The organism is Brevundimonas albigilva (genome assembly GCF_023573565.1).
GTDB classification, from domain to species: Bacteria; Pseudomonadota; Alphaproteobacteria; order Caulobacterales; family Caulobacteraceae; genus Brevundimonas; species Brevundimonas albigilva.
On sequence record NZ_CP097649.1, the window covers coordinates 3,220,253 to 3,241,769 of the forward strand.

At 70.0% G+C, this 21,517-nt stretch carries 21 protein-coding genes; 11 read left to right on the forward strand and 10 right to left on the reverse strand.

Annotation, left to right across the window (positions count from 1 at the left end):
- Positions 1–25 precede the first annotated feature (25 nt).
- Genes pheS through pheT form a run of 3 tightly spaced genes read left to right on the forward strand, consistent with a single transcriptional unit; the run spans position 26 to position 3,911 of the window.
- Positions 26–1,102, forward strand: coding sequence for a phenylalanine--tRNA ligase subunit alpha (pheS, locus tag M8231_RS16155; RefSeq protein WP_249749276.1), 1,077 nt, complete (start codon positions 26–28; stop codon positions 1,100–1,102).
- A complete protein-coding gene (locus M8231_RS16160) occupies positions 1,102–1,491 on the forward strand; it encodes a hypothetical protein (protein WP_249749277.1) in 390 nt (129 codons plus the stop codon). Before pheS ends, M8231_RS16160 begins: the two co-directional genes overlap by 1 nt.
- Positions 1,488–3,911: a phenylalanine--tRNA ligase subunit beta gene (gene pheT, locus M8231_RS16165; RefSeq protein WP_249749278.1), complete on the forward strand. Its 2,424-nt coding sequence runs from the start codon at positions 1,488–1,490 to the stop codon at positions 3,909–3,911. The genes M8231_RS16160 and pheT overlap by 4 nt, the downstream gene beginning before the upstream one ends.
- Positions 3,912–3,973: 62 nt before the next feature.
- Here pheT and M8231_RS16170 read toward each other — a convergent pair whose 3' ends face one another.
- Both M8231_RS16170 and M8231_RS16175 read right to left on the reverse strand, forming a co-directional pair.
- Positions 3,974–4,378 (reverse strand): ACT domain-containing protein, encoded by a 405-nt coding sequence (locus M8231_RS16170; RefSeq protein ID WP_250201946.1) that lies wholly within the window; start codon positions 4,376–4,378, stop codon positions 3,974–3,976.
- Positions 4,379–4,449: 71 nt separating this feature from the next.
- Positions 4,450–4,770 (reverse strand): DMT family transporter, encoded by a 321-nt coding sequence (locus M8231_RS16175; RefSeq protein ID WP_249749280.1) that lies wholly within the window; start codon positions 4,768–4,770, stop codon positions 4,450–4,452.
- Positions 4,771–5,061: 291 nt separating this feature from the next.
- Here M8231_RS16175 and M8231_RS16180 point away from each other — a divergent pair, with 291 nt between their 5' ends.
- A complete protein-coding gene (locus M8231_RS16180) occupies positions 5,062–5,625 on the forward strand; it encodes a hypothetical protein (RefSeq protein WP_250201947.1) in 564 nt (187 codons plus the stop codon).
- A 139-nt stretch (positions 5,626–5,764) separates the two neighbouring features.
- On the opposite strand, the gene M8231_RS16185 is transcribed toward M8231_RS16180, so the two are convergent.
- The 3 genes from M8231_RS16185 to M8231_RS16195 all read right to left on the reverse strand — a co-directional run bounded on the left by M8231_RS16185 (position 5,765) and on the right by M8231_RS16195 (position 7,029).
- Positions 5,765–6,163, reverse strand: coding sequence for a VOC family protein (locus M8231_RS16185; RefSeq protein WP_249749282.1), 399 nt, complete (start codon positions 6,161–6,163; stop codon positions 5,765–5,767).
- A 160-nt stretch (positions 6,164–6,323) separates the two neighbouring features.
- On the reverse strand, positions 6,324–6,731 hold the full coding sequence (locus tag M8231_RS16190; RefSeq protein WP_249749283.1) for a hypothetical protein: 408 nt from the start codon (positions 6,729–6,731) through the stop codon (positions 6,324–6,326).
- Positions 6,732–6,882: 151 nt separating this feature from the next.
- Entirely contained in the window at positions 6,883–7,029 is a 147-nt protein-coding gene (locus tag M8231_RS16195) for a hypothetical protein (protein ID WP_249749284.1), read from the reverse strand.
- Between the two features lie 222 nt (positions 7,030–7,251).
- On the opposite strand from M8231_RS16195, the gene M8231_RS16200 reads away from it, so the two are divergent.
- Complete coding sequence (locus tag M8231_RS16200) at positions 7,252–7,863, forward strand: DUF1134 domain-containing protein (protein ID WP_249749285.1); 612 nt, start codon at positions 7,252–7,254, stop codon at positions 7,861–7,863.
- Here M8231_RS16200 and M8231_RS16205 read toward each other — a convergent pair.
- Genes M8231_RS16205 through M8231_RS16215 form a run of 3 tightly spaced genes read right to left on the reverse strand, consistent with a single transcriptional unit; the run spans position 7,860 to position 10,431 of the window.
- On the reverse strand, positions 7,860–8,246 hold the full coding sequence (locus M8231_RS16205) for a VOC family protein (RefSeq protein WP_249749286.1): 387 nt from the start codon (positions 8,244–8,246) through the stop codon (positions 7,860–7,862). The genes M8231_RS16200 and M8231_RS16205 overlap by 4 nt on opposite strands.
- Before the next feature lie 35 nt (positions 8,247–8,281).
- Positions 8,282–9,172 (reverse strand): Rossmann-fold NAD(P)-binding domain-containing protein, encoded by an 891-nt coding sequence (locus M8231_RS16210; RefSeq protein WP_249749287.1) that lies wholly within the window; start codon positions 9,170–9,172, stop codon positions 8,282–8,284.
- 29 nt (positions 9,173–9,201) lie between these two features.
- The gene (locus M8231_RS16215) at positions 9,202–10,431 is read right to left on the reverse strand and encodes an NAD-dependent epimerase/dehydratase family protein (RefSeq protein ID WP_250201948.1); all 1,230 of its coding nucleotides are present in this window, start codon (positions 10,429–10,431) and stop codon (positions 9,202–9,204) included.
- Between the two features lie 380 nt (positions 10,432–10,811).
- Here M8231_RS16215 and M8231_RS16220 point away from each other — a divergent pair, with 380 nt between their 5' ends.
- The 5 genes from M8231_RS16220 (at position 10,812) to M8231_RS16240 (ending at position 15,185) form a co-directional block, all read left to right on the forward strand.
- Positions 10,812–11,735, forward strand: coding sequence for a DUF4167 domain-containing protein (locus M8231_RS16220; RefSeq protein WP_250201949.1), 924 nt, complete (start codon positions 10,812–10,814; stop codon positions 11,733–11,735).
- Positions 11,736–11,821: 86 nt separating this feature from the next.
- On the forward strand, positions 11,822–13,111 hold the full coding sequence (locus M8231_RS16225; protein WP_250201950.1) for an ATP-binding response regulator: 1,290 nt from the start codon (positions 11,822–11,824) through the stop codon (positions 13,109–13,111).
- Between the two features lie 39 nt (positions 13,112–13,150).
- Positions 13,151–13,837 (forward strand): DUF4893 domain-containing protein, encoded by a 687-nt coding sequence (locus M8231_RS16230; protein ID WP_250201951.1) that lies wholly within the window; start codon positions 13,151–13,153, stop codon positions 13,835–13,837.
- A gap of 80 nt (positions 13,838–13,917) precedes the next feature.
- Positions 13,918–14,694: a DUF4893 domain-containing protein gene (locus M8231_RS16235; RefSeq protein ID WP_249749294.1), complete on the forward strand. Its 777-nt coding sequence runs from the start codon at positions 13,918–13,920 to the stop codon at positions 14,692–14,694.
- Positions 14,691–15,185 carry a hypothetical protein gene (locus M8231_RS16240; RefSeq protein WP_250201952.1) on the forward strand — a complete coding sequence of 165 codons (495 nt, stop codon included), beginning with the start codon at positions 14,691–14,693 and terminating at the stop codon, positions 15,183–15,185. Before M8231_RS16235 ends, M8231_RS16240 begins: the two co-directional genes overlap by 4 nt.
- Here the strand turns inward: M8231_RS16240 and M8231_RS16245 are convergent.
- Positions 15,145–16,758: a serine hydrolase gene (locus M8231_RS16245; protein WP_249749296.1), complete on the reverse strand. Its 1,614-nt coding sequence runs from the start codon at positions 16,756–16,758 to the stop codon at positions 15,145–15,147. The two genes, M8231_RS16240 and M8231_RS16245, sit on opposite strands and share 41 nt — an antisense overlap.
- Before the next feature lie 56 nt (positions 16,759–16,814).
- A complete protein-coding gene (locus M8231_RS16250; RefSeq protein WP_249749297.1) occupies positions 16,815–18,719 on the reverse strand; it encodes a BCCT family transporter in 1,905 nt (634 codons plus the stop codon).
- 190 nt (positions 18,720–18,909) lie between these two features.
- Here M8231_RS16250 and clpB point away from each other — a divergent pair, with 190 nt between their 5' ends.
- Positions 18,910–21,498: an ATP-dependent chaperone ClpB gene (gene clpB / locus M8231_RS16255; RefSeq protein ID WP_249749298.1), complete on the forward strand. Its 2,589-nt coding sequence runs from the start codon at positions 18,910–18,912 to the stop codon at positions 21,496–21,498.
- Positions 21,499–21,517 lie beyond the last annotated feature (19 nt).

Consider the following 21,517-nt stretch of genomic DNA (forward strand, 5'->3'; position numbering starts at 1 on the left):
GATCGCCCGCTAAGGCACAGCGCAAATGACCGATCTCGCCCAACTCGAACTCGACCTGATCAACGCCATCGGCTCGGCCGAAAGCGTCGCCGCCGTGGAGGAGGTGCGCGTCGCCGCCCTCGGCAAGTCCGGCTCCGTCTCCGGCCTGCTGAAGGGAATGGGCGCGCTCAGTCCCGACGCGCGCCGCGAACAGGGCCCGCTCATCAACGGCCTGCGCGACCGGGTCTCGGCCGCCATCGCCGCGCGCAAGGCCGAGCTTGAGGCCGACGAACTGGATGCGCGCCTGCTGGCCGAACGGGTCGACCTGACCCTGCCGCCCCGCCCGCGCCGCAAGGGCGGGGTCCACCCGACCATGCAGGTGATGGACGAGATGGTCGCCATCTTCGCCGAGATGGGCTTCGCCGTCGCCGAAGGCCCGGACGTCGAGGACGACTTCCACAACTTCACCGCCCTGAACTTCCCGCCCAAGCATCCGGCGCGGGAGATGCACGACACCTTCTTCCTGAAGCCCGATCCCCAGACGGGCGAGCGCAAGGTGCTGCGCACCCACACCAGCCCGGTGCAGGTCCGCACCATGATGTCGCAGCAGCCGCCGATCCGCATCATCGCGCCGGGCCGCACCTTCCGTAAGGATTCGGACGCCACCCACACGCCGATGTTCCACCAGATCGAGGGTCTGGTGATCGATCGCGACATCCACATGGGCCACCTAAAGACGACGCTTCAGACCTTCATCGGCCGCTTCTTTGAACTGGACGAGGTCCAGGCCCGCTTCCGGCCGCACCACTTCCCCTTCACCGAGCCGTCGGCCGAGATGGACATCCGCTGCGACCGGTCGGGCGGCCAGCTGACGTTCAACACGGGCGACGACTGGCTGGAGATCCTGGGCTGCGGCATGGTTCATCCGAACGTGCTGAGCGCCTGCGGCCTGGACCCGAACGAATGGCAGGGCTTCGCCTTCGGCATGGGCGTCGATCGCCTGGCCATGCTGAAGTACGGCGTGCCCGACCTTCGCCCCATGTTCGACGCCGACACGCGCTGGCTGGCGCACTACGGCTTCTCGGCCTTCGCGGCCCCCAACCCTGCGAGCGGACTGTCCTGATGGCTCCCAATGCGAAGTTCGACCCGAAGGCCAAGGTCTTCGAAAACATCCAGATTTCGTTCCACGACCTGCACCGCGCCACGGTCGAAGCCGGCGACGGCGTCACCCTGACCGGCCGCACCTTCCGTAACTGCATCCTGGAAGGGCCGGCGCTGATCCTGGTCCTGCCCGGCACCCGCTTTGACCGCACCAGCTTCGGCGTGGACGACATTCGCTCGATCCTGTTCCGCCCCGTGGACGAACGTCGCGCGATCGGCGCAATCCCGGTCGCAGACTGCCTGTTCGAACAGTGCACCTTCGGCGTGGTCGGCTTCACGGGCCATCCGAACTTCATCGACGCCATGATCAACGAGTTGGGCCGACCGCAGACGCTGGGCGGAAACGCATGAAATTCACCCTCTCCTGGCTCAAGGACCACCTCGAGACCGAGGCGGACGTCCACCGGATCGCCGAGGCCATGACCATGGCCGGGCTGGAGGTCGAGGAGGTGCTCGACCCCGCCGCCAAGCTGGCCCCCTTCACCGTGGCCAAGATCGTCTCGGCCGAGCGTCACCCCAACGCCGACCGGCTTCAGGTCTGCCAGGTCGAGACCGTCGACGGCATGAAGGAGATCGTCTGCGGCGCGCCCAACGCGCGCGCGGGCCTGACGACCATCTACGCCCCCATCGGCGCCTATGTGCCCGGCCTGGGCGTGACCCTGGTGGAAAAGCCGGTGCGCGGCGTGGTGTCCAACGGCATGCTGTGCTCGGCCGCCGAGCTGGAGCTGGCCGACGACAGCGACGGCATCCAGGAGCTGCCGCCCGAGATTCCGGTCGGAACCCCAGTCGCCGGCCTGTTCGGCGCCGAACCCGTCATCGACTTCGAGGTTACGCCCAACCGCCCCGACTGGCTGGGCGTGACCGGGATCGCCCGCGACCTGGCCGCCGCCGGCGTGGGCAGGCTGAAGCATTTCGACATCGCCGTGGTGCGCGGCGGCTTCCCTTCGCCCGTCTCGGTGCGGATCGAGGCGTCCGAGATGTGCCCGGTCTTCGCCGGGCGCGTGATCCGGGGCGTCCGGAACGGCCCGTCGCCGGCCTGGCTGCAGAAGCGCCTGACCGCCATCGGCCTGCGCCCCATCAACCGCCTGGTCGACGTCACCAATCTGATCGCCTACGACCGCGCGCGTCCGCTGCACGTCTATGACCTGGCCAAGCTGTCGGGGCCCGAGATCGTGGTCCGCGCCGGCCAGGTCTCGGCCCAGACCGGCGAGGCGGAACATCTGATCGCCCTGGACGGCAAGACCTATGCCGTCCAGCCCGCCGATTGCGTCATCGCCGACGCCGCGGGCGAACGTCCCATCGGCCTGGGCGGCGTCATGGGCGGGGAATCCACCGGCTGCGACGACGACACCGTCGACGTCTTCCTGGAAAGCGCCTGGTTCGAGCCGCTGGTCATCGCCCAGACCGGCCGCGTCCACGCCATCCACTCCGACGCCCAGTACCGGTTTGCGCGCGGCGTCGATCCGGCCTCGGTCACGCCGGGGCTGGAGCTGGCGACCCGCCTGATCCTGGACCTGTGCGGCGGCGAGCCGTCCGAGATCGTCTATGTCGGCGAACCGCCCGCCAATCCGGCGCCGATCGCCTTCGATCCGGCCCATGTGAAGCGGCTGACGGGCATGAGCCTGGCCGACGACCGCATCGGGACCATCCTGGGCCAGTTGGGCTTTTTGGTTCAGGCCGCGCCGGAAGGCCAGGCCCAGCCCTGGATCGTCACCCCGCCGTCGTTCCGCCGCGACGTGGACGGCCCCGCCGACCTGGTCGAGGAGGTCGCCCGCATCGAGGGCTTCGACCGCCTGCCCGACACGCCCCTGCCGCCCGTCGCCCGCCCCGCCGGCGGCGTGCTGAACCCGCGCCAGGCCCGCGTGCGGACCGCGCGCCGGGCCCTGGCGGCCCTGGGCTACGCCGAGGCGGTCACCTGGTCCTTCACTAAGCAATCCACCGCGGCCCTGTTCGGCGGCGGCGATGAGACGCTGGTGCTGGAAAACCCCATCGCGGCCGACCTGGACTGCATGCGGCCCTCGGCCCTGCCGAACCTGATCCAGGCGGCGGCCAGGAACGCCGCGCGCGGCTTCGCCGAAGCCGCCCTGTTCGAGATCGGCCCGATCTATCTGGGCGACGGGCCGAACGATCAGCGCACCGTCGTCGCCGCCCTGGTCGCGCCCCACGCCGCGCGCCATTGGGCCGGGGCGGGCGAGGACCCGCTGTTCGCCCTGAAGGGCGACCTGACCGCCCTGCTGGAAGAGATCGGCGCGCCGGTCGCCTCGCTGCAGTTGGCGCAGGGGTCGAACCGCGACTGGTGGCACCCCGGCCGTTCGGCCCGCCTGCAGCTGGGCCCCAAGAACGTGATCGTCGAGTTCGGCGAACTGCATCCCCGCGTGCTCAAGGCGCTGGACGCCGACGGCCCGATGCTGGCCTTCGAGATCGTGCTGGACACCGTCCCCGAACCGCGCGGCAAGGGGTCCAAGGCGCGCGGCCCGGCCGACCTGGCGACCCTGATGCCGCTGACCCGCGACTTCGCCTTCGTGGTCGAGGACGCCAAGCCCGCAGGCGACCTGGTCCGCGCGGCCGCCGGCGCCGACAAGGCCCTGATCGCCGAGGTGCGCGTCTTCGACGTCTATCGCGGCAAGGGCGTGGACGACGGCTTCAAGTCCGTCGCCCTGGAAGTCGTCCTCCAGCCCCGCCAGGCGACCCTGACCGACGCCGAGATCGAAGCCCTGACCGCCAGGGTCGTCGCCGCGATCGAAAAGCAGGGCGGCAGGCTGCGGGCGTGAGGCGCTGATCGAAGGCGGCTTTCGGACGCGATCCCGAAGGCCGCCTTCGACCCATTGCGGCGTTAAACGGCAATAGCCTTATTCTGCAACGACTGGAGGACGGCGAGAGCCTTCGCCGATGAAGAGGCAAGCACAAACACATGGTCGTGGTGAAACGCCGCGACCATGTTGCAAGCAATACCCTCGTTAGCCAGCGCCGAAGCCACTGCTGCGGTTAGTCCTACGCCCTCTAAGGCAGAGAACACCTCCAGCACAATCTGCTGCATCGGGGGTGAAGGGGGAAGACCGTGTTGCGCTGCGGCAGCTTCACGCAGAATCAGAGTTGCTCCCTCGTCTTCTCTGAACAGCGACAGGCTCTCGCCCCAAAGCGCGGCGACTTCGGCGTCGCTTGTGATCGAACAAAAGCGATAGGTCTCCGCATCTAGGCGCGGGGTCATGCCGCGTAGCATGGCGCCGAGGTCGCTCAAGGTTGCGGTCTGAGCAGAAGGGTTCGTCATGATTAGAGCTCACCTCGCAAGCATTGATAGAGTAGCTGCGCTCAGTGTGTGCTCGACATCTTCATAGCGACCAAGCCGGCTACGATGAGGATCGCTGCAACGACCCGCATGATAGACAACTGCTCGCCCAGGATCGTCACGCCGACAAGAAACGCCCCCACAGCCCCGACACCGGTCCAGATTGTATAAGCGGTCCCAAGAGGCAGGGTCCGCATAGCCAACGACAACAAACCGAAGCTGCCTACCATGAAGGCGATGGTTCCGATGCTCGGCCACAGCCGAGTGAACCCATCGGACTGCTTCATTAGAAAGGCCCAGACAATTTCCAGAAGTCCGGCAGCGATAAGGTAAACCCAAGCCATTGGGCGTCCTCCTGATGTGACGCCGGGCCGTCCCGGACTTATACCCATAAGGGGGAGGACGTGGCCTCGCGATGCGCCACATAGTTTTGCGAGGGCCGCAGGTCAACCGCCGCTAACCACCCTTTTGCACGGTCGTGAGGTCGGTGTTCGGCGCTGCGCAATGGCCGAGAAAGGTCGTGACGTTTCCGACGACGCCGGGGGCGCCGTTCACGGTTGAGGCAGGCGGCGCCAGACATTGTTGGCGGGATCGATAAGGCTTAGCTTGTGCTTCGGTGGCGGGGGCTCGGGCCGATGAGTGCATTCGAATTCACGTTCGGTCTGGTGTCCCTGCTGTTGGGGCTCGGCTTTGCGCATCTGGCCAACAGCTTCGCCCTGCTTGTCATGGCCGGGCCGCGCGTGCGGTGGGACTGGCTTTCGCCGCTGGCGGCGCTCGCGGTGTTCCAATCCGGGCTGATCTTTTGGTGGTACCAGTGGTCCATCAGGGATCAGGAGGTGACATTGGCGGCCCTGGCGGTGCGCGCCGTCGCGTGTCTGGCGATCTACGTCGTGTCGGTGGCGGCTCTGCCGGCGCCGGAGGGCGAGAGCACCGATCTGCGTGAGCGGTTCGAGAGCGGTCGGCGGCTGTTTTTCGGCGGGTTCGCCTTTTTCGTCCTGCTGGTCGGGGTGGTGACGCCTATCGTGCATCGGCTGATGACGCCCGGGAGCGACTGGCCGCTGCCTTGGGAGAACATCCTGTTCATCGCCCTCTGTGTCGCCTGTATTTTTGTAGGCAGGCGTTGGCTGCACGGTCTGGTGCTGCTCGTGTTGATCATTCCCCTGGCCCTGCAATGGCTGCCCCTGAGCATCGCGGGCTAGCTGTTCCTGCGCCACCTCCGTGGAGCCCGCGGTGGGCGCTGTGCGTCGTTCCGCGGGGTCGGTCGTGACGTTCGGCGCCGGCCCCGGCGCGAAGTTCCGGGTCGTAGGGCAATGACCGCGATCGACCCGCTGGCGAGGTTCAGTGACCTTCGAGCAGGCTGACCGGATTGCCTTCCGGGTCTTTGAAGCTGCATAAGCGAAGCTGATCGAAACCGGGCACAAGTTCGGGTTCGTCGATCGCAACACCCGCTTGGCCCAGCCGCGCTATCTGATCGTCTAGATCGGTCACCATGATCGATATGGCGGTCGTGCTGCTGTCGTTGTTGTCTAGCACCTGAAAAAGCACGCCGTCTCTCAAGTCCCATTCATGGCAAGTCGGCATGGGGCGGCGATCCCACCGGCGTCCGAGAAAAGTCGCCCACCAAGCCGATTGAGCATCGAAGTCTTTGGCGTTGATACTGAGAAACACCTGAGCGACCTTCATGCGATCCTCCAGCTGCTGCTTCGGGGTAACGACGGGCTTTTTCAGTCGTTCCACTGTGACGATACGTCCATTCCCCAGTCCGCTGTTCAACCATAGCTGAAGTTCGGAGCATCCGATCTCCGGACGGATGGCCGATATCCGCTTTCAGCGCCGAAACCTTTGACCGAAATCGACCCATTGCGGACCTTTCGGTGAAAATCGATTTGGTCGATGACTAAGGCGCAGCCGCCCTGCCGCTGGATTGAAGCTGGTAGTTGCTCTGTTGCTGGACAAGCAAAGGGGCCAAAGTTTCGTCCGGCATCAAGAAGCCGACGATTAACCCTGCCGAACCATTTTCGAACGGATGATCGCAGCTACCGCGCGCCTTCAACCTAAGCGTCACGATCGCTCGGTCGAAATCGCCTGCTACCACGCGGCGAACGCGCGCCGTCAGCCCGTTAAGGTAAAGGCTGTCGTCATCTTCAGGCTCAATTTCCACGTCCAGAGCGATGGCCCCAGCAGGCAGCATTGGAGGAGCAGCCGAATGGACCAGAGCGCGATGATTGCCGATCCAACGACACGCTGATGCTGGATTCGCGAAGCCGACGAGCCCTGCGACAACTATAGCGGCGATCAACTTCACCGGTGGTACTCCATCTTGCAGATGTGACACCGTCAATGGCGGCTACCCACCCCTAGCTGAAGATGGTCAGCTCTCCACCCGGACAGCGGGGGCCGCTTTCGGGTCTGAAGCCTAGGCCGAAATCGACCCGTTTGAGACATCGGGTCAGCGATCAAACGCCATTCGTGATCTCGGCGATGAAGCCATCGATTACACCCGCCCCAAACTCACCAGCTATGCGCGCCACTACCAATGCGAGAAAGATCAGAGCAGCCGTCTTGAGGGGTTTGTCGCCCAATGGAGCCAACACGGCTTTCATCTCTCGTCTCCAGTTTCTGACGGCAAAGACTACTTAGGGCGCAAGTCTCCTGTCCACCCGTTGCAGACTCGTGCGACGTCGGCGCCCCACCCCTCCAATCCGCCCCCCCCGTAAGGTCCGGTTAACCTTGAAGCCGCAAGGCTGCCGCAAAGGTCGGGGACGGTGCAGCGAAGACCGGCGCGCCAGCCGGCCGTCCTCTCGCCGCCTCTCGGAGCGTCCCCCATGCATCGCCGCCAAATGATCCTTTCCGGCCTCGCGACCGCCGCCGGGGCCTCGTCTCTGACGGCCTGCGCCTCGGCGCCGGCGCGCGATCCCAACTATCCGATCCGTTCGGACCAGAACGCCCAGGCCTACACCTTCGACGAACTGGTCGCGGCCGGCTCGCGCGAGCTGGGCATCGCCGCCGAGGTCGTGGGCGGCGCCATCGAGCGCGTCTTCGCCGATCAGGGCGACCGCCCCACCGCCTATATCGCGGGCGAGGAGGGTTCCGGCGCCGTCGTGGTCGGCGCCCGCTACGGCCGCGGCGCGCTGCACATGAAGGATCTCAGCGCCTCGCAGGAAGTCTTCTGGCAGGGCGCCTCGATCGGCTGGGACTGGGGCGGCAACGCCAGCCGGGTCTTCACCCTGGTCTATGGCCTGTACCACCCCGACATGATCTATCGCCGCTATCCGGGGGTCGAGGGGTCGGCCTATCTGGTCGCCGGCCTGGGCGTGAACTATCAGCAGGCGGACGGCATCGTCCTGGCCCCCATCCGCACCGGCGTGGGCCTGCGCCTGGGCGCCAACGTCGGCACCATGAGCTACAGCCGCCAGCGCAACCTGCTGCCGTTCTAGGCCGAACGCTTGGCGGCCAGGGTGACCGCCTCGATCTTGTTGCCGTCGGGGTCGCGCACGAAGGCGCCGTAGTAGTGGGCGTCGTAGTCGGGCCGCAGGCCCGGCGCGCCGGCGTCCGTCCCGCCGTTCTCCAGCGCCGTGCGGTGGAACCGGTCCACCGTGTCGCGGTCCCGCGCTGCGAAGGCGACGTGGCCGCCGTTCCCGGCCGCGGCCTCGCCGCCGTCGGACGGCGTCTCCAGGCTGAACATGATGTCGCTGACGCCATAGTCGACGGCCCGGTCGCTGCTCTGGATGCAGCGCCAGCCGACGACCGCCAGGACGGGATCGTAGAAGGCCTTGGCGCGGCGGGCGTCGCGCGTGCCGAACGAGACGTGGTGGATCATGGGGCGCTCCCTTGGCGGACGCCCCCTCAAGCCGTTCAGGCGGCCGATCGTTCCGGCGTCGGCGTCAGCATCGCGCCCAGCCCCTCGCGCCAGGTCGGATAGGCCGGCCTCCAGCCCAGCTCGGCCTTGGCCAGGGCGTTCGAGACCCGTTTGGAGTCCAGATAGAAGCGCCGCATGGCGTCGCTCACCGCCGGGTCGTCCAGGTCGATCTCGGGCGGGCGCGGCAGGCCCATGCGGGCGGCGGCCCACTCCATCACCACGTCCGCCGGCGCGGGCGCGTCGTCGGTCAGGTTGTAGGCCGCGCCGGGACGGGGCCGGTCCATCGAGGCGAACAGGCCCGAGACCACGTCGTCCACATGGATGCGATTGAACACCTGGCCGGGCTTCCGGACGATCCGGGCGGAACCGTCGCGCAGGCGGTCCACCACGCTGCGGCCCGGCCCGTAGAAGCCCGGCAGGCGGAAGATCTGCAGCGTCAGCCCCATGCCCCGCGCCCCGTCCAGCCAGTCGCGCTCGGCCCGCACGCGGCGCGCGCCCTCCAGGCTGGCGGCGTTCAGCGGCCCGCCCTCGAACACCCAGCCGCCGGCCCGGTCGCCATAGACGCTGGTGGAGGAGACATAGCCGATCCAGTCGGGCCAGGCGTCGCCCGCCAGCGGCCCCAGGGCGCGCAGGGCCGGGCAGCCTTGGGCGTCGGGCGCGGCCGTGACCAGGACCGCCGTGGCCGCTTCCAGCGCCGTCTTCAGCGCCCCGGCGTCGGCCGGATCCAGCGCCGCGACGCCCTCGGCCTCCAGGGCCCGGCGCCGTTCGGGGTCGCGAGACGTCGCCGTCGCCCGCCCGCCGCGCCGCAGCGCCTCGCGCGCCGCCGCCCGGCCCAGGTAGCCGCCGCCGAAAACCAGCAGGGACGGGGCGGAGGGGACGTCGGGCATGGCGAACACGGGCGAATTCGGACTTGGGATCAGGCGGACAGGGCGTGGGCGGATTGCGGCGGTTGCGGCCGCGCGTCCTGTTTCAGCGCCTCGGCCCGGCCGCAGTTCCAGGCCGAGACGCACGGGATGCGGCTCATCTCGGCCCGGTCGGCGTAGCGGCGCGCGATCTCGGTCACGTCCTGCATCAGCCCCTCCGCCAGGGTGATCGGCTTCAGGCCCAGTTCGCGGAACTGGTCGTTGGCGACCACCAGCTCGTTCTCGTCGGCCTCCTGGCGGGGATTGGGCACGTTGCGGATCTCGGCGCCGGTCATGTCGGCCACCATCCGGGCCAGGTCGCGCACCCGCCGGCTCTCGGTCATCTGGTTCAGGATCTTGACCCGCTCGCCGCGCTTCGGCGGGTTCTTCAGCGCCAGTTCGACGCAGCGCACCGTGTCCTGGATGTGGATGAAGGCCCGCGTCTGCCCCCCCGACCCGTGCACCGTCAGCGGGTATCCGACCGCCGCCTGCATCAGGAACCGGTTCAGCACCGTGCCGTAGTCGCCGTCATAGTCGAACCGGTTGATCAGCCGCTCGTCCCTGCGGGTCTCCTCGGTCTGGGCGCCCCAGACGATGCCCTGGTGCAGGTCGGTGATCCTGAGCGCGTCGTTCCGGGCGTAGAACTGGAACAGCAGGGCGTCCTGCGTCTTGGTCATGTGATAGATGCTGCCCGGGTTCGGCGGGAACAGGATTTCCTGCTCGGCCGGGCCGTTGTCGGTGTCGACCGTGACCTTCAGATAGCCCTCGGGGATGCGCAGGCCGGCGGTGCCGTAGCCATAGACCCCCATGGTCCCCAGGTGCGCCAGGTGCACATCCAGCCCGCTGTCGACGATGGCGGCCAGCAGGTGGTTGGTGGCGTTTATGTTGTTGTCGACGGTGTACAGCTTGTGCCGCGCCGACTTCATCGAATAGGGCGCGGCGCGCTGTTCGGCGAAATGCACCACGCTGTCGGGCGCCAGGTCGCGGATCAGGGCGACCAGCCGGTCGAACTCCTTGCCGACCGTCATGTTGACGAAGCCGATCTCGCGGCCCGAGACCTCCTTCCAGGCCCTGATCCGCTCGCCCATGGTGCGGATCGGCGTCAGGGACTGGACCTCCAGCTCGTTGTCGATGTTGCGCCGGCTCAGGTTGTCCACGATCGTGACGTCCCACCCGCGCGCCGACAGATGCAGCGCCGTGGGCCAGCCGCAGAAGCCGTCGCCGCCAAGAACCAGGACACGCATGGGAATAGCCTTTCAACCGGATCGCGCCCTGCCTAACGCACCAGGGGCCGCACGGCAAAGCGCAGCGGTTTGACGCACGCCGGGCCGCGATCCGTCGAATACCCCTTGGAAAGCGCCGACGCACACGCTAAGTCATCGCTGTCTCCCACTCAAACGCAGCCTTGCGGGTCACGCGCCCGACTGTCCGCGTCTTGAGGCGACATGACGGTCGGCCCCGCAAAGGACCGGCGCACCATCGGGCGACGACGGCATTCCGAACACATCGACAATCGGGGATCGGCCCCGAGCGAGACGGAACGACGAAACGGACGGAACCCGGCTCTCGACGACCCGGCCTTCCGCCCCTGCACACGGTAGCGCGAATGAGAGATTTCAAGGGCATGAAGCGTCAGCGTGGACGCAACCGCAACAAGGCGGGGGCGAACAACGCGAACAACGCCAATCCCAACCGGTCCTGGGACTCGCAAGGTCCCGAGAACATCAAGGTCCGCGGCAACGCCCAGACCGTGTACGAGCGCTATCAGCAGCTGGCGCGCGACGCCGCCTCGTCCGGCGACCGCGTCCTGGCCGAGAACTACCAGCAGCACGCCGAACACTATTACCGCGTCCTCAGGGCGCTGCAGCCGCAGCGGTCCTTCTCCGACATCGCGGCGCGCGAACTGTCGAACCAGGGCTTCGACATCGACTTCGAGGACGAATCCGGCGCCCAGGCCGCCGCCTTCCTGGCCGCCCAGCAGGCCGCCGAGCGCCAGGCCCAGGAAGCGGCCGACCGCGCCGAACAGCGCGACCAGAACCGCGACCGCGACCAGGGTCGGGACCAGAATCGCGATCAGAACCGCGACCAGAACCGCGAAGCCGGCGACGACCGCGAACCCCGCGCCGAGGGCGAGGGCGGCCGGCGCGAAAGCCGGCGCGAACGGTGGGAACGCCGCCGCGAGGAACGCAACCGCCGCTTCGAGACCGCGTCCGACGATCAGGCCGAAGGATCGACCGACGGCCGGCCCGAGGCGCGCGACGCCGCCGCTTCGGATCAGGGCGCCCAGCCGCCCGCCCCCGCCCCTTCGGCGGACGCGGCGCCGTCCGGCGACGCGCCTTCGCCCGCGCGCGAGGAGGCCCCGGCCGAGCGGCCCCGTCGCGGTCGCCGTCCGGCCGCCGCCGCGCCGTCCGACGACGACGCGCCCGCCGCCCTTCCCGGCTTCCTGACCCGCGCGCCCGTCGCGACCGAGGCGGCCGCCGAGCAGGAGCCCGCCCCCCGCCGTCGCGCGCCGCGTCGCAAGGCCGAGGTCGCCGACAGCGAGGGCTGATCGCAACCTCGACTGGCGTCTTCACCGAAACGCAACCCTTGCGCGCAATCCTCTCTCCGTGAGGTCCGGCGCGAGGGAGGCCGTCGATGGCAGCGTTGTGGAGCCTGTCGCGAGGACGCGGTCGCTCGGCGCCCCGTCCCGCCCCGCTCGGAGCTGACGCGGCCGAGGACGCCGCGCCGACGCAGGCCATCGCCCTGGCCCTGACACAGGCCCTGGCCGCGACCGAGCGCGACCGCGACCGTCTGGCGGCCGAGGCGACGGCCCGCACCGCCTTCCTCCTGGCCCTGTTGCGGGACCTGCGGGGCCCGCTTCACACCCTTTCGGGCTTCGCCCAGCTGCTCGAGATCAACGCCGGCTCGGACCCGCTCAGCCCGCGGCAGACGCAGGCCGTGCGCGAGATGGCGCGCGCCGCCGCCGAACTGGCCGGACGCCTGGACGAGGCGGGGGCCTGCGCCGACGCCCATCGACCGCTGCCCCCGGCCGTTCCGCGCCGCGTCGACCTGCGGCTGGCCGCGCGCCTGGCCTGCGACGGCCTTCACGGCCGCGCCCAGGCGGCGGGCGTCGAGCTGGAATGCGGTCCGCCGACGGCCGGCCTGTGCGCCCTGGCGGATCCGCAGCGGCTTCAGGCCGCGCTGCGCGCCCTGATCGACGACGCCCTGCGCCACGCCGCCCCCGGCGAGGTCGTGCGTCTGGATGTCGAACGGCGCGGCGACCGCATCCAGCTGACGCGGACGACCCGGACCCCGCCCGGACGCCCCCGGTCCCTGACCGACGCCGTCGACGCGGAGGGCCGGCTGCGCCCCGGCCTGGGCCTGGGCGCGGTTCAACGGCTGGCGGAATCGATGGGCGGGACCCTGGAGCCGTCGCGCGCCGCCCCCGGGCCGACGCTGCGCCTGAGCCTGCCCGCGGCCGAGGCCGCCTTACCCCGCCCCCGCATCCGGCTGGCCCTTTACGCCGGCTCGGGCCCGGCCGAGATCGCCCTGCTGCGCCACGCCGCCGTCCGCATGGACTTCAGCCTGCAGGTGGCCGAGACGCCCGAGGCGGCCCTGACGCTGGCGCGGGCCCTGCGGCCGGACGTGGTGCTGGTCGACGCCGGCCCCGCGCCCAGGGCCGCCGCGCGGCTGCGGCGACGGCTGGCGGAAGTCCATGCGGACGGCCTTCCCCCGCCGGTCGTGGCCCTGACCGAGGCCGGCGCGGACGGCCGCGCGCCCGCCCTGCTGGCGGCCGGTTTCGACGCCCTTCTGGCCCGGCCGCTGGACCTCGAAGCCCTGGCCGAAACCCTGGCCCAGACCCTGACCCAGACCCTGGCCGCCCTGCCGTCCCGCGTCGACGACGTCGGTCGCGCCCTTGACGCGGAGGCCGCGCGCGAGGCCTAAGGAACGCTTCCGCCGCAAGGCCCGACGAACGGAGGCACCATGCGCCCCCCCGCCCGGCATCTCCTGTCGCCCGCCCTGGTGGCGGCCCCCCTGCTGGCGCTGGTCGCCGCCTGCGCCACCCCGCCGCCTCCGCCGCCGCCGCCGCCGCCCGCCAGCGCGGGCGCGGGCGGATCGTCCGGCGCGGTCCTCCGGGACTGGCGCGGCGTCGTGACCACGGCGGACCGCGACCGCTATCAGCGCCGCGACGCCGCCTGGCGCCTGGCGCTGGAACAGGCGCGCCGCCAGCCCGGCTCGGGCGACCTGGACGCCCTGGGCGAGCTGATCGATCCGGACGCCGCGCGTCCGGGCGTCCTGCCGCCCCCCGGCGACTATCGCTGCCGCACCGTCAAGCTGGGGTCCCAGGGCGGCGAGGACGGGCTGGGATATGTCGTCTATGGCTGGTTCGCCTGCCGCATCGAGACGTCCGCCCAGGGCCTGAAGTTCGTCAAGCTGACCGGGTCGCAGCGCCCCTCGGGCCTGCTGTTTCCCGAAAACGACCGCGAGATGGTGATGCTGGGCTCGATGGCCCTGGCGCAGGAGCCGGCCGCCAACGCCTACGGCCGCAACCCCGAGCGCGACCTCGTGGCCGTGCTGGAACGGATCGGCGAGGCGCGCTGGCGCCTGGTGCTGCCCTGGCCGCGCAACGAGTCCAACCTGGACCTGATCGAACTGCGCCCGGCGACCTGAGCTGACGGGGTCCGCCCGCCGCGCGGTGAACCCGAGCGAGGCTGGGCCGTTTGCCTGACAGTCCGTTGAGGAGACGCGTGATGCGCCGCAGCCCGACCGCCCTGATCTCCGTCCTGGCCCTGACTGCGGGGCTGGGCGTCGCCCTGGCCGCCTGCGGCGAGAACAGCCCCTCGACCCCGGCGGAGACGTCGCCGGCCGTCAGCGCCCCGGCCGCGGGCGTGCCGGGCCAGGCCGCGCCCCAGGCCGCCGCCACGCCCGAACAGGCCGCCGCGCCCGCCGCCGATGCGACGACGGCACCCGCGGGCGCCCAGGGCGGGACCGACGACTGGCGTCAGGTCGCCTCCGCCGCCGACGCCAGCCTGCTGGGGCGGCTCGACCAGGCGTGGCGGATGGCGCGGGCCGAGGCCGAGGACGCCGGCTTCGCCGACGAGGTGGAAAGGCTGGGCGCCCTGGTCGATCCCAATGCGGGCCTGGCCGGGCGGCTGCAGCCCGCGCCCGGAACCTATCGCTGCCGCACGATCAAGCTGGGCCGCCGGACCGAGGGCCAGGGGCTGGCCTATGTCGCCTATCCCTATTTCCGCTGCACGGTGGAGCTGACGCCCGGCGGCGACCTGTTCCTGACCAAGGCGACCGGCTCGCAGCGCACCCAGGGGCTGCTCTATCCCGACACCGACCGCCGCCTGGTCTATGTCGGCGCCCAGGCCTGGGGCGACGAGGCGCACTTCCCCCGCTACGGCCAGACGCGCGAGCGCGACCAGGTCGGGGTGTTCGAGCGGATCGGCGACCAGCGCTGGCGCCTGGTCCTGCCCTGGCCCAAGCAGGAGTCCAAGCTGGAGCTGCTGGAAGTCGTGCGGTGACGCGCGTCCCGTCGCGCCCCTTGTCGTTGGGGTCGGTCATCCTGGCGTCGGTCGTGCTCCTGGCCGCCTGTTCGCCGGGCGAGGACGCCGCGCCCCAGGTTCACCAGACGGGCGCGCCGCCGCCCGCGGCCCTGTCGCCGGCGCCGTCCGGCCCGGTCGAGGGCGTCGTGGCCCAGGGCGACCGGGTCCTGATCGACGGCGACCGCCTGTTCCTGCCGGGATCGACCGAACTGTCGCCCCAGGCCGAACCCATGCTGCGCCGCGCGGCCGAGCTGATCGGGACCGGCGACGGTCCGCCCGTCGTCGTCACGGGCCGCGCCCCTGACCCCATCCAGGCCGACGCCCTGGCCAAGGGCGCGGCCGAGGCCCTGTCCTACATCGGCGGGGCGCCCTTCTCGCGCCTGACGCCACGCGGCGTGGCCGACCCCGCGCCCGGCCGCCGCATCGTGATCACACCCGCGTCAGCCGCAGGTCCTGATAGTCGTAGCTGAAGTCGATGTCGGGGCTGACGCCCTTCAGCGTCGCCGTGGCCGGCTTGGCCGTCTGGATGGCGAAGGTGACGAAGGCGTCCTCCTCGCGCCTGTCGGGAAAGCGCGTGCGGAAGGTCTCGCCGTCATAGGGCTCCAGCGGCCCCTTCAGCGCGGGCGTGTGGGTGAAGTCCAGCCACAGCCCCTCGCCCCGCCGGGAGATGACGATGTCGCCGTACCACGGGTCGCGCCAGGTCCCGACATAGGCGTCCAGCGGCATGGACGGCGCCGCGCCCGCCCGCTGCTTGGCGTCGATCTCGGCGGCGGCGGCCAGAGACTTCTCGGTCCCCTCGGCCTCCAGCCGCTTGGAATCGGCGATCCAGTCGACGTCGACCTTGCCCATGACGATGTCGGCGATCCCCGAGCGCAGCGCGCGCAGCAGGAAGCTTTCCTCCGCATTGGAGAAGATGCAGAAGCCGGTCTTGCGCCCAGGGATCAGCACCGTCGCCGAAATGCCGCCGGGCGAACCGCCGCCGTGGCTGATCAGCCGCTCGCCGCGATAGTCCTGGACCTGGAACCCCATCGCATAGGTCGAGGCGATGGACCGGTTGGGCAGTTCCGCCGTCGGCCCGGCCGACGAGCCGACGATGATGTTGGGCTTCCACATCTCCCGCGCCGCGTCTTCCGAGAACAGGCGCGACCCGTCGGGCAGCACCCCTTCGTTCAGCCGCACCGCCATCCATTTGGCCCAGTCGGTCGGGGTGGTGCAGATCCCGCCCGCCGCCGCCGCCGAATCCCAGTTCCACACCTCGACGATCGATTGGGCGATGCGCGTCATGTCCCCCTGATAGCGCAGCGGCGGGCCCACCCGCCCGTGCGGCAGGGCCGATTTCGCCGGATCGGCCAGACGCGCCAGCGGAACCGTCTCGCTCATGCCCACGCGGTCCAGGATGCGGGTCTGGATGAAGTCTTCCCACGACCGCCCGGACACCGCCTCGATCACCGCGCCGGCGACCACGAACATCAGGTTGCAATAGTGATAGCGGGCGCGGAAGCCGTCCTCGATCGGCACGAAGGCGGCCTGGGCCACCACCTCGGCGCGGGTCCGGTCGCTGTTGGGCCAGAACAGCAGGTCGCCGGCGCCCAGGCCGAAGCCCGCCCGGTGGCTGATCGCGTCGCGCACCGTGACGTGCTCGCCGATATAGGGGGCCGACAGGCGGAAGTCCGGCAGATAGGTCTTCACCGGCGCGTCCCACTTCACCTTGCCCTCGTCGACCAGGATGGCCAGGGCGGCGGCGGTGACGTTCTTGGTGTTCGACGCGATGGCGAACAAGGTGTGTTCGTCCGCGGCCCCCGGCCGGTCCTGCGCCTTGACGCCATAGCCGCGCGCCAAGACCGTCTGGCCCTCGCGCACCACCGCCACGCCCAGCGCCGGCTGGTCCGGCCAGGCCGCCCGGCATTTCGCCACATAGGCGTCGACCGCCTCGGCCAGCGAGACGTCGTCGTTCGCCGCCTGCCCCCAGGAGGGGCGCGCCGCCAGCGCCGCGACGCCTCCTGAAACGAACAGGGCGGAACGGCGGGACAGACGAACGGACATGGCGACCTCGGAATGACGAAGGCCCACCTTAGAGGTTCGGGCGCGCTTCGCCAGCCTCAGCCCGTGCGCCAGCGGTGCAGGTGTTCCAGCACGTCGGCGACGATCTGCTCGCGGGTGAAGCCGGTGATGTCGCGCGGCCGGGGTCCGTCGTCCGACCGCGCCGACAGCCGCCATTCCATCGCCCGCTTGCGCTCCGGCGCGTCCAGCGCGGTCAGGGCCGGCCGGGGCCGCTCGCGCGCGGTCAGGCGGTAGTGGAAGTCGCGCCCCCCGACCACCGGCGCCGTCAGCGAGACGCCGTCCGCGTCGCGTTCCACCTCGGCGCCCAGCCCCTCGGCCGCCAGGCCCTCGCGGACGGTCTCCAGCGCGGGCGCGCCGTTGCGCTCGATCTGTCGGTCGATGTCGCGGCGGCTGGCCGGCGCCAGGATGCGCTTCAGCTGTTCGGCCAGCGGCGGCCCTTCGGTCTCGATGACCCGGCCGGCCACGTCGGCGTTCATCTGCCGGACCAGGCCGACGCACAGCAGCACCATGATGACCACGAACGGCAGGGCCGCGCCCAGAGTGGCGGCCTGCAGCGCGCCCAGCCCGCCGGCCAGCAGCAGCAGGGCGGCGATCAGGCCCAGCAGCAGGCACCAATAGACCCGCTGCCAGCGCGGCGTGTCGTCGGCCCCGCCGGAGGCGATGGTGTCGATCACCAGGGCGCCGGAATCGGCCGAGGTGATGAAGAAGACCGCCACCAGCAGGATCGCCAGGGTCGAGGTGATCGCCGCGCCGGGCAGCTGCTCCAGGAAGTGGAACAGGGCGGTCGACAGGTCCGCCGACACCGCGGCCGAGATGGCCCCCTGCGCCTGGCCCATGTCCAGGCTGATGGCCGTGTTGCCGAACACCGTCATCCACAGGAAGGTGAAGCCGGCCGGGACCAGCAGCACGTTCAGGATGAACTCGCGCACCGTCCGCCCGCGCGAGATGCGGGCGATGAACATGCCCACGAACGGCGACCATGCGATCCACCAGGCCCAGTAGAACAGCGTCCAGTCCGCCATCCAGGCCCGCGGTTCATAGGCGTACAGGGTGAAGGTGCGCTCGACCAGATGGCTCAGATAGAAGCCGAAATTCTGCACCAGCGCCTTGAACAGGAAGCCTGTCGGCCCGACGGCCAGCACGAACAGCATCAGCAGCACGGCCAGGGTCAGGTTCAGCTCCGACAGCCGGCGCACCCCCTTGCCCACCCCGGTCATGACCGAGGCGGTCGCCGCCGCCATCACCGCCGCGATCAGCCCGATCTGGACCCAGGCGTTGTTCGGTACGCCCAGCAGATAGGTCAGGCCGCTGTTCATCTGCGACACGCCGAAGCCCAGCGAGGTGGCGATGCCGAAGGCCGTGCCCCAGATGGCGAAGATGTCCACCGCGTCGCCGATCGGCCCGTTGATGCGCCGCCCCAGCAGCGGCGACAGCCCCGACCGCAGCGTCAGCGGCAGGCCCTTGCGATAGGCGAAGAAGGCCAGGCTCAGCCCCACCAGCGCATAGATGGCCCAGGCGTGGACGCCATAGTGGAAGAAGGTGATCCCCATCGCCTCGCGCGCGGCGGCGAAGGTGCGCGGCTCGCCTTCCGGCGGGCTGACGAAATGCTGGATCGGCTCGGCCACGCCGAAATACATCAGGCCGATGCCCATGCCCGCGGCGAACAGCATGGCCAGCCACGACAGATAGGGAAAGTCGGGCTCGGCGTCGTCCGGCCCCAGCTTCAGCGCGCCCGTCGGCCCCACGGCCAGCACCAGCGCCAGCCCCAGAAAGCCCGCCACGGCGGCGACGTAGAACCAGCCGAAGGTGTCGATCACCCAGGCCTGGACGGTCTGGAACACCCGGTCGGACTGTCCGGGCGCGGCGATCGCGACGACGAGCAGCAGGCCGATGATCAGGCTTGCGCCCCAGAAGACGCGCGGGTTCATCTTGGTGGTCAGCATCGGCGAAAAGCGTATGGCGACGCTTACGGTTCCCCGACCGGCCTCCGACCCGACGCCGCCGCCGCGCCGAATTTCGCTCCCGCGCCCTTGCGTGGCCCATATGTCACACCATCTCGTTTGCGACAGCTCAAGGCGTCGCTTTCGGTAAGGGCGCATTGGGATGAAATCCGCCTCCCGAGGGGACTGAACCATGAATCTCGATCTCTATTCCGACCGCGCCAAACAGGCCGTCCAGTCGGCCCAGTCGCTGGCCCTGGCTCGCCGTCATCAGCAGTTCGCGCCCGAACACCTGCTCAAGGTGCTGCTGGAGGAACGCGACGGCCTGGCCCCCAACCTGATCACCGCGGCCGGCGGCGACGCCCGCCGCGCCGAGGCCGACGTCGAGACCGCCCTGAAGAAGCGCGCCCAGGTCGAGGGCGGCTCGGGCCAGCTGTATCTGGACGGCGCCACCGCCCGCGTCTTCGCCGCCGCCGAGGAGGCCTCCAAGAAGGCCGGTGACGCCTTCGTCACCACCGAACGCCTGCTGGCCGCCCTGGCGCGCGAGGGCGCCGTCGCCGCCGAGGTGCTCAAGGCCTCGGGCGTCACGGCCGACAAGCTGGACGCCGCCATCGTGGACCTGAGGAAGGGCAAGACCGCAGACAGCGCCGGCGCCGAGGACGGCTACGACGCCCTGAAACGCTACGCCCGCGACCTGACCCAGGCCGCCGCCGACGGCAAGATCGATCCGGTCATCGGCCGCGACGAGGAGATCCGCCGCACCATCCAGGTCCTGGCCCGCCGCACCAAGAACAACCCCGTCCTGATCGGCGAACCCGGCGTCGGCAAGACCGCCATCGTCGAGGGCCTGGCGCTGCGCATCGTCAACGGCGACGTGCCCGAGAGCTTGCGCGACAAGACCGTGATGGCCCTGGACATGGGCAGCCTGATCGCCGGCGCGAAATACCGCGGCGAGTTCGAGGAACGGCTGAAGGCCGTCCTGTCCGAGGTCTCGGCCGCCGAGGGCCAGATCGTCCTGTTCATCGACGAGATGCACACCCTGGTCGGCGCCGGAAAGAGCGACGGCGCCATGGACGCCTCCAACCTGCTCAAGCCGGCGCTTGCGCGCGGCGAACTGCACTGCGTCGGCGCCACCACCCTGGACGAATACCGCAAGTACATCGAGAAGGACGCGGCCCTGGCCCGTCGTTTCCAGCCCGTCTTCGTCTCCGAACCGACGGTGGAGGACACCGTCTCCATCCTGCGCGGCCTGAAGGAGAAGTACGAGGTCCACCACGGGGTCCGCATCTCCGACAGCGCCATCGTCGCCGCCGCCACCCTGTCGAACCGCTACATCACCGACCGCTTCCTGCCCGACAAGGCCATCGACCTGGTCGACGAGGCGGCGTCGCGCGTGCGCATGGCCGTGGATTCCAAGCCCGAGGCCCTGGACGAGATCGACCGCCGCCTGGTCCAGCTGAAGATCGAGCGCGAGGCCCTGAAGAAGGAAACCGACCAGGCCTCCCAACACCGGCTGGAGAAGCTGGAGGACGAGATCGCCGACCTGGAGGGTCAGTCCGACGACCTGACCGCCCAGTGGAAGGCCGAAAAGGACAAGGTCGGCCAGGGCGCCCAGTTGCGCGAGACCCTGGACCGCCTGCGGCTGGAGCTGACCAACGCCCAGCGCGCCGGCGACCTGGCCCGCGCGTCCGAGATCGCCTACGGCCAGATCCCCCAGATCGAGAAGCAGCTGGCCGAGGCCGAGGCCAGGGAAACCGACAACAAGGGCCCGCTGACGCCCGAGGTCGTCGACGCCGAGCAGATCGCCGCCGTCGTCAGCCGCTGGACCGGCGTGCCCGTCGATAAGATGCTGGAGGGCGAGCGCGAGAAGCTGCTCAAGATGGAGGACGCGCTTCGCGGCCGCGTGGTCGGCCAGGACGAGGCCCTGATCGCCGTCTCCGACGCGGTGCGCCGCGCCCGCGCCGGCCTGAACGACCCCAACCGCCCGCTGGGCAGCTTCCTGTTCCTGGGCCCGACGGGCGTGGGCAAGACCGAGCTGACCAAGGCCCTGGCCGAGTTCCTGTTCGACGACGAGGCGGCCATCACCCGCCTGGACATGTCGGAATACATGGAAAAGCACAGCGTCAGCCGCCTGATCGGCGCGCCTCCCGGCTATGTCGGCTATGACGAGGGCGGCGCCCTGACCGAGGCCGTCCGTCGGCGCCCCTATCAGGTCGTGCTGTTCGACGAGGTCGAAAAGGCCCACCCCGACGTCTTCAACGTCCTTCTTCAAGTGCTCGACGACGGCCGCCTGACAGACGGGCAAGGAAGAGCCATCGACTTCCGCAACACCCTGATCATCATGACCTCGAACCTGGGCAGCCAGTTCCTGGCCGAGCAGGGCGAGGGCGACGACGTGGAGGCCGTGCGCCCCTTCGTCATGGACGCCGTGCGCGCCCACTTCCGGCCCGAGTTCCTGAACCGCATCGACGAGATCATCCTGTTCCGCCGCCTGGGCCGCGAACAGATGGGCGGCATCGTCCGCATCCAGCTGTCGCGCCTGGAAAAGCTGATGGCCGACCGCCGCCTGACCCTGGCCCTGGACGACAGCGCCGCCGCCTGGCTGGCCGACAAGGGCTACGACCCGGTGTACGGCGCCCGCCCCCTGAAGCGCGTCATCCAGAAGGACCTCGTCGACCCCATCGCGCGCAAGTTGCTGGCGGGCGAGATCGAGGACGGAAGCGTGATCGCCGTGTCAGCAGGCGCGGACGGGCTGGAGATCGGGAAGGCGCGGGTGCATTAAGTGGCATTTTAACTCACCC

Bases quoted from the DNA above. Each gene is read 5' to 3' on its own strand.
- pheS (WP_249749276.1), top strand. From the start codon at position 26: ATGACCGATCTCGCCCAACTCGAACTCGACCTGATCAACGCCATCGGC.
- M8231_RS16160 (WP_249749277.1), top strand. From the start codon at position 1,102: ATGGCTCCCAATGCGAAGTTCGACCCGAAGGCCAAGGTCTTCGAAAAC.
- pheT (WP_249749278.1), top strand. From the start codon at position 1,488: ATGAAATTCACCCTCTCCTGGCTCAAGGACCACCTCGAGACCGAGGCG.
- M8231_RS16175 (WP_249749280.1), bottom strand. From the start codon at position 4,770: ATGGCTTGGGTTTACCTTATCGCTGCCGGACTTCTGGAAATTGTCTGG.
- M8231_RS16180 (WP_250201947.1), top strand. From the start codon at position 5,062: ATGAGTGCATTCGAATTCACGTTCGGTCTGGTGTCCCTGCTGTTGGGG.
- M8231_RS16195 (WP_249749284.1), bottom strand. From the start codon at position 7,029: ATGAAAGCCGTGTTGGCTCCATTGGGCGACAAACCCCTCAAGACGGCT.
- M8231_RS16200 (WP_249749285.1), top strand. From the start codon at position 7,252: ATGCATCGCCGCCAAATGATCCTTTCCGGCCTCGCGACCGCCGCCGGG.
- M8231_RS16205 (WP_249749286.1), bottom strand. From the start codon at position 8,246: ATGATCCACCACGTCTCGTTCGGCACGCGCGACGCCCGCCGCGCCAAG.
- M8231_RS16210 (WP_249749287.1), bottom strand. From the start codon at position 9,172: ATGCCCGACGTCCCCTCCGCCCCGTCCCTGCTGGTTTTCGGCGGCGGC.
- M8231_RS16215 (WP_250201948.1), bottom strand. From the start codon at position 10,431: ATGCGTGTCCTGGTTCTTGGCGGCGACGGCTTCTGCGGCTGGCCCACG.
- M8231_RS16220 (WP_250201949.1), top strand. From the start codon at position 10,812: ATGAAGCGTCAGCGTGGACGCAACCGCAACAAGGCGGGGGCGAACAAC.
- M8231_RS16225 (WP_250201950.1), top strand. From the start codon at position 11,822: ATGGCAGCGTTGTGGAGCCTGTCGCGAGGACGCGGTCGCTCGGCGCCC.
- M8231_RS16230 (WP_250201951.1), top strand. From the start codon at position 13,151: ATGCGCCCCCCCGCCCGGCATCTCCTGTCGCCCGCCCTGGTGGCGGCC.
- M8231_RS16235 (WP_249749294.1), top strand. From the start codon at position 13,918: ATGCGCCGCAGCCCGACCGCCCTGATCTCCGTCCTGGCCCTGACTGCG.
- M8231_RS16245 (WP_249749296.1), bottom strand. From the start codon at position 16,758: ATGTCCGTTCGTCTGTCCCGCCGTTCCGCCCTGTTCGTTTCAGGAGGC.
- M8231_RS16250 (WP_249749297.1), bottom strand. From the start codon at position 18,719: ATGCTGACCACCAAGATGAACCCGCGCGTCTTCTGGGGCGCAAGCCTG.
- clpB (WP_249749298.1), top strand. From the start codon at position 18,910: ATGAATCTCGATCTCTATTCCGACCGCGCCAAACAGGCCGTCCAGTCG.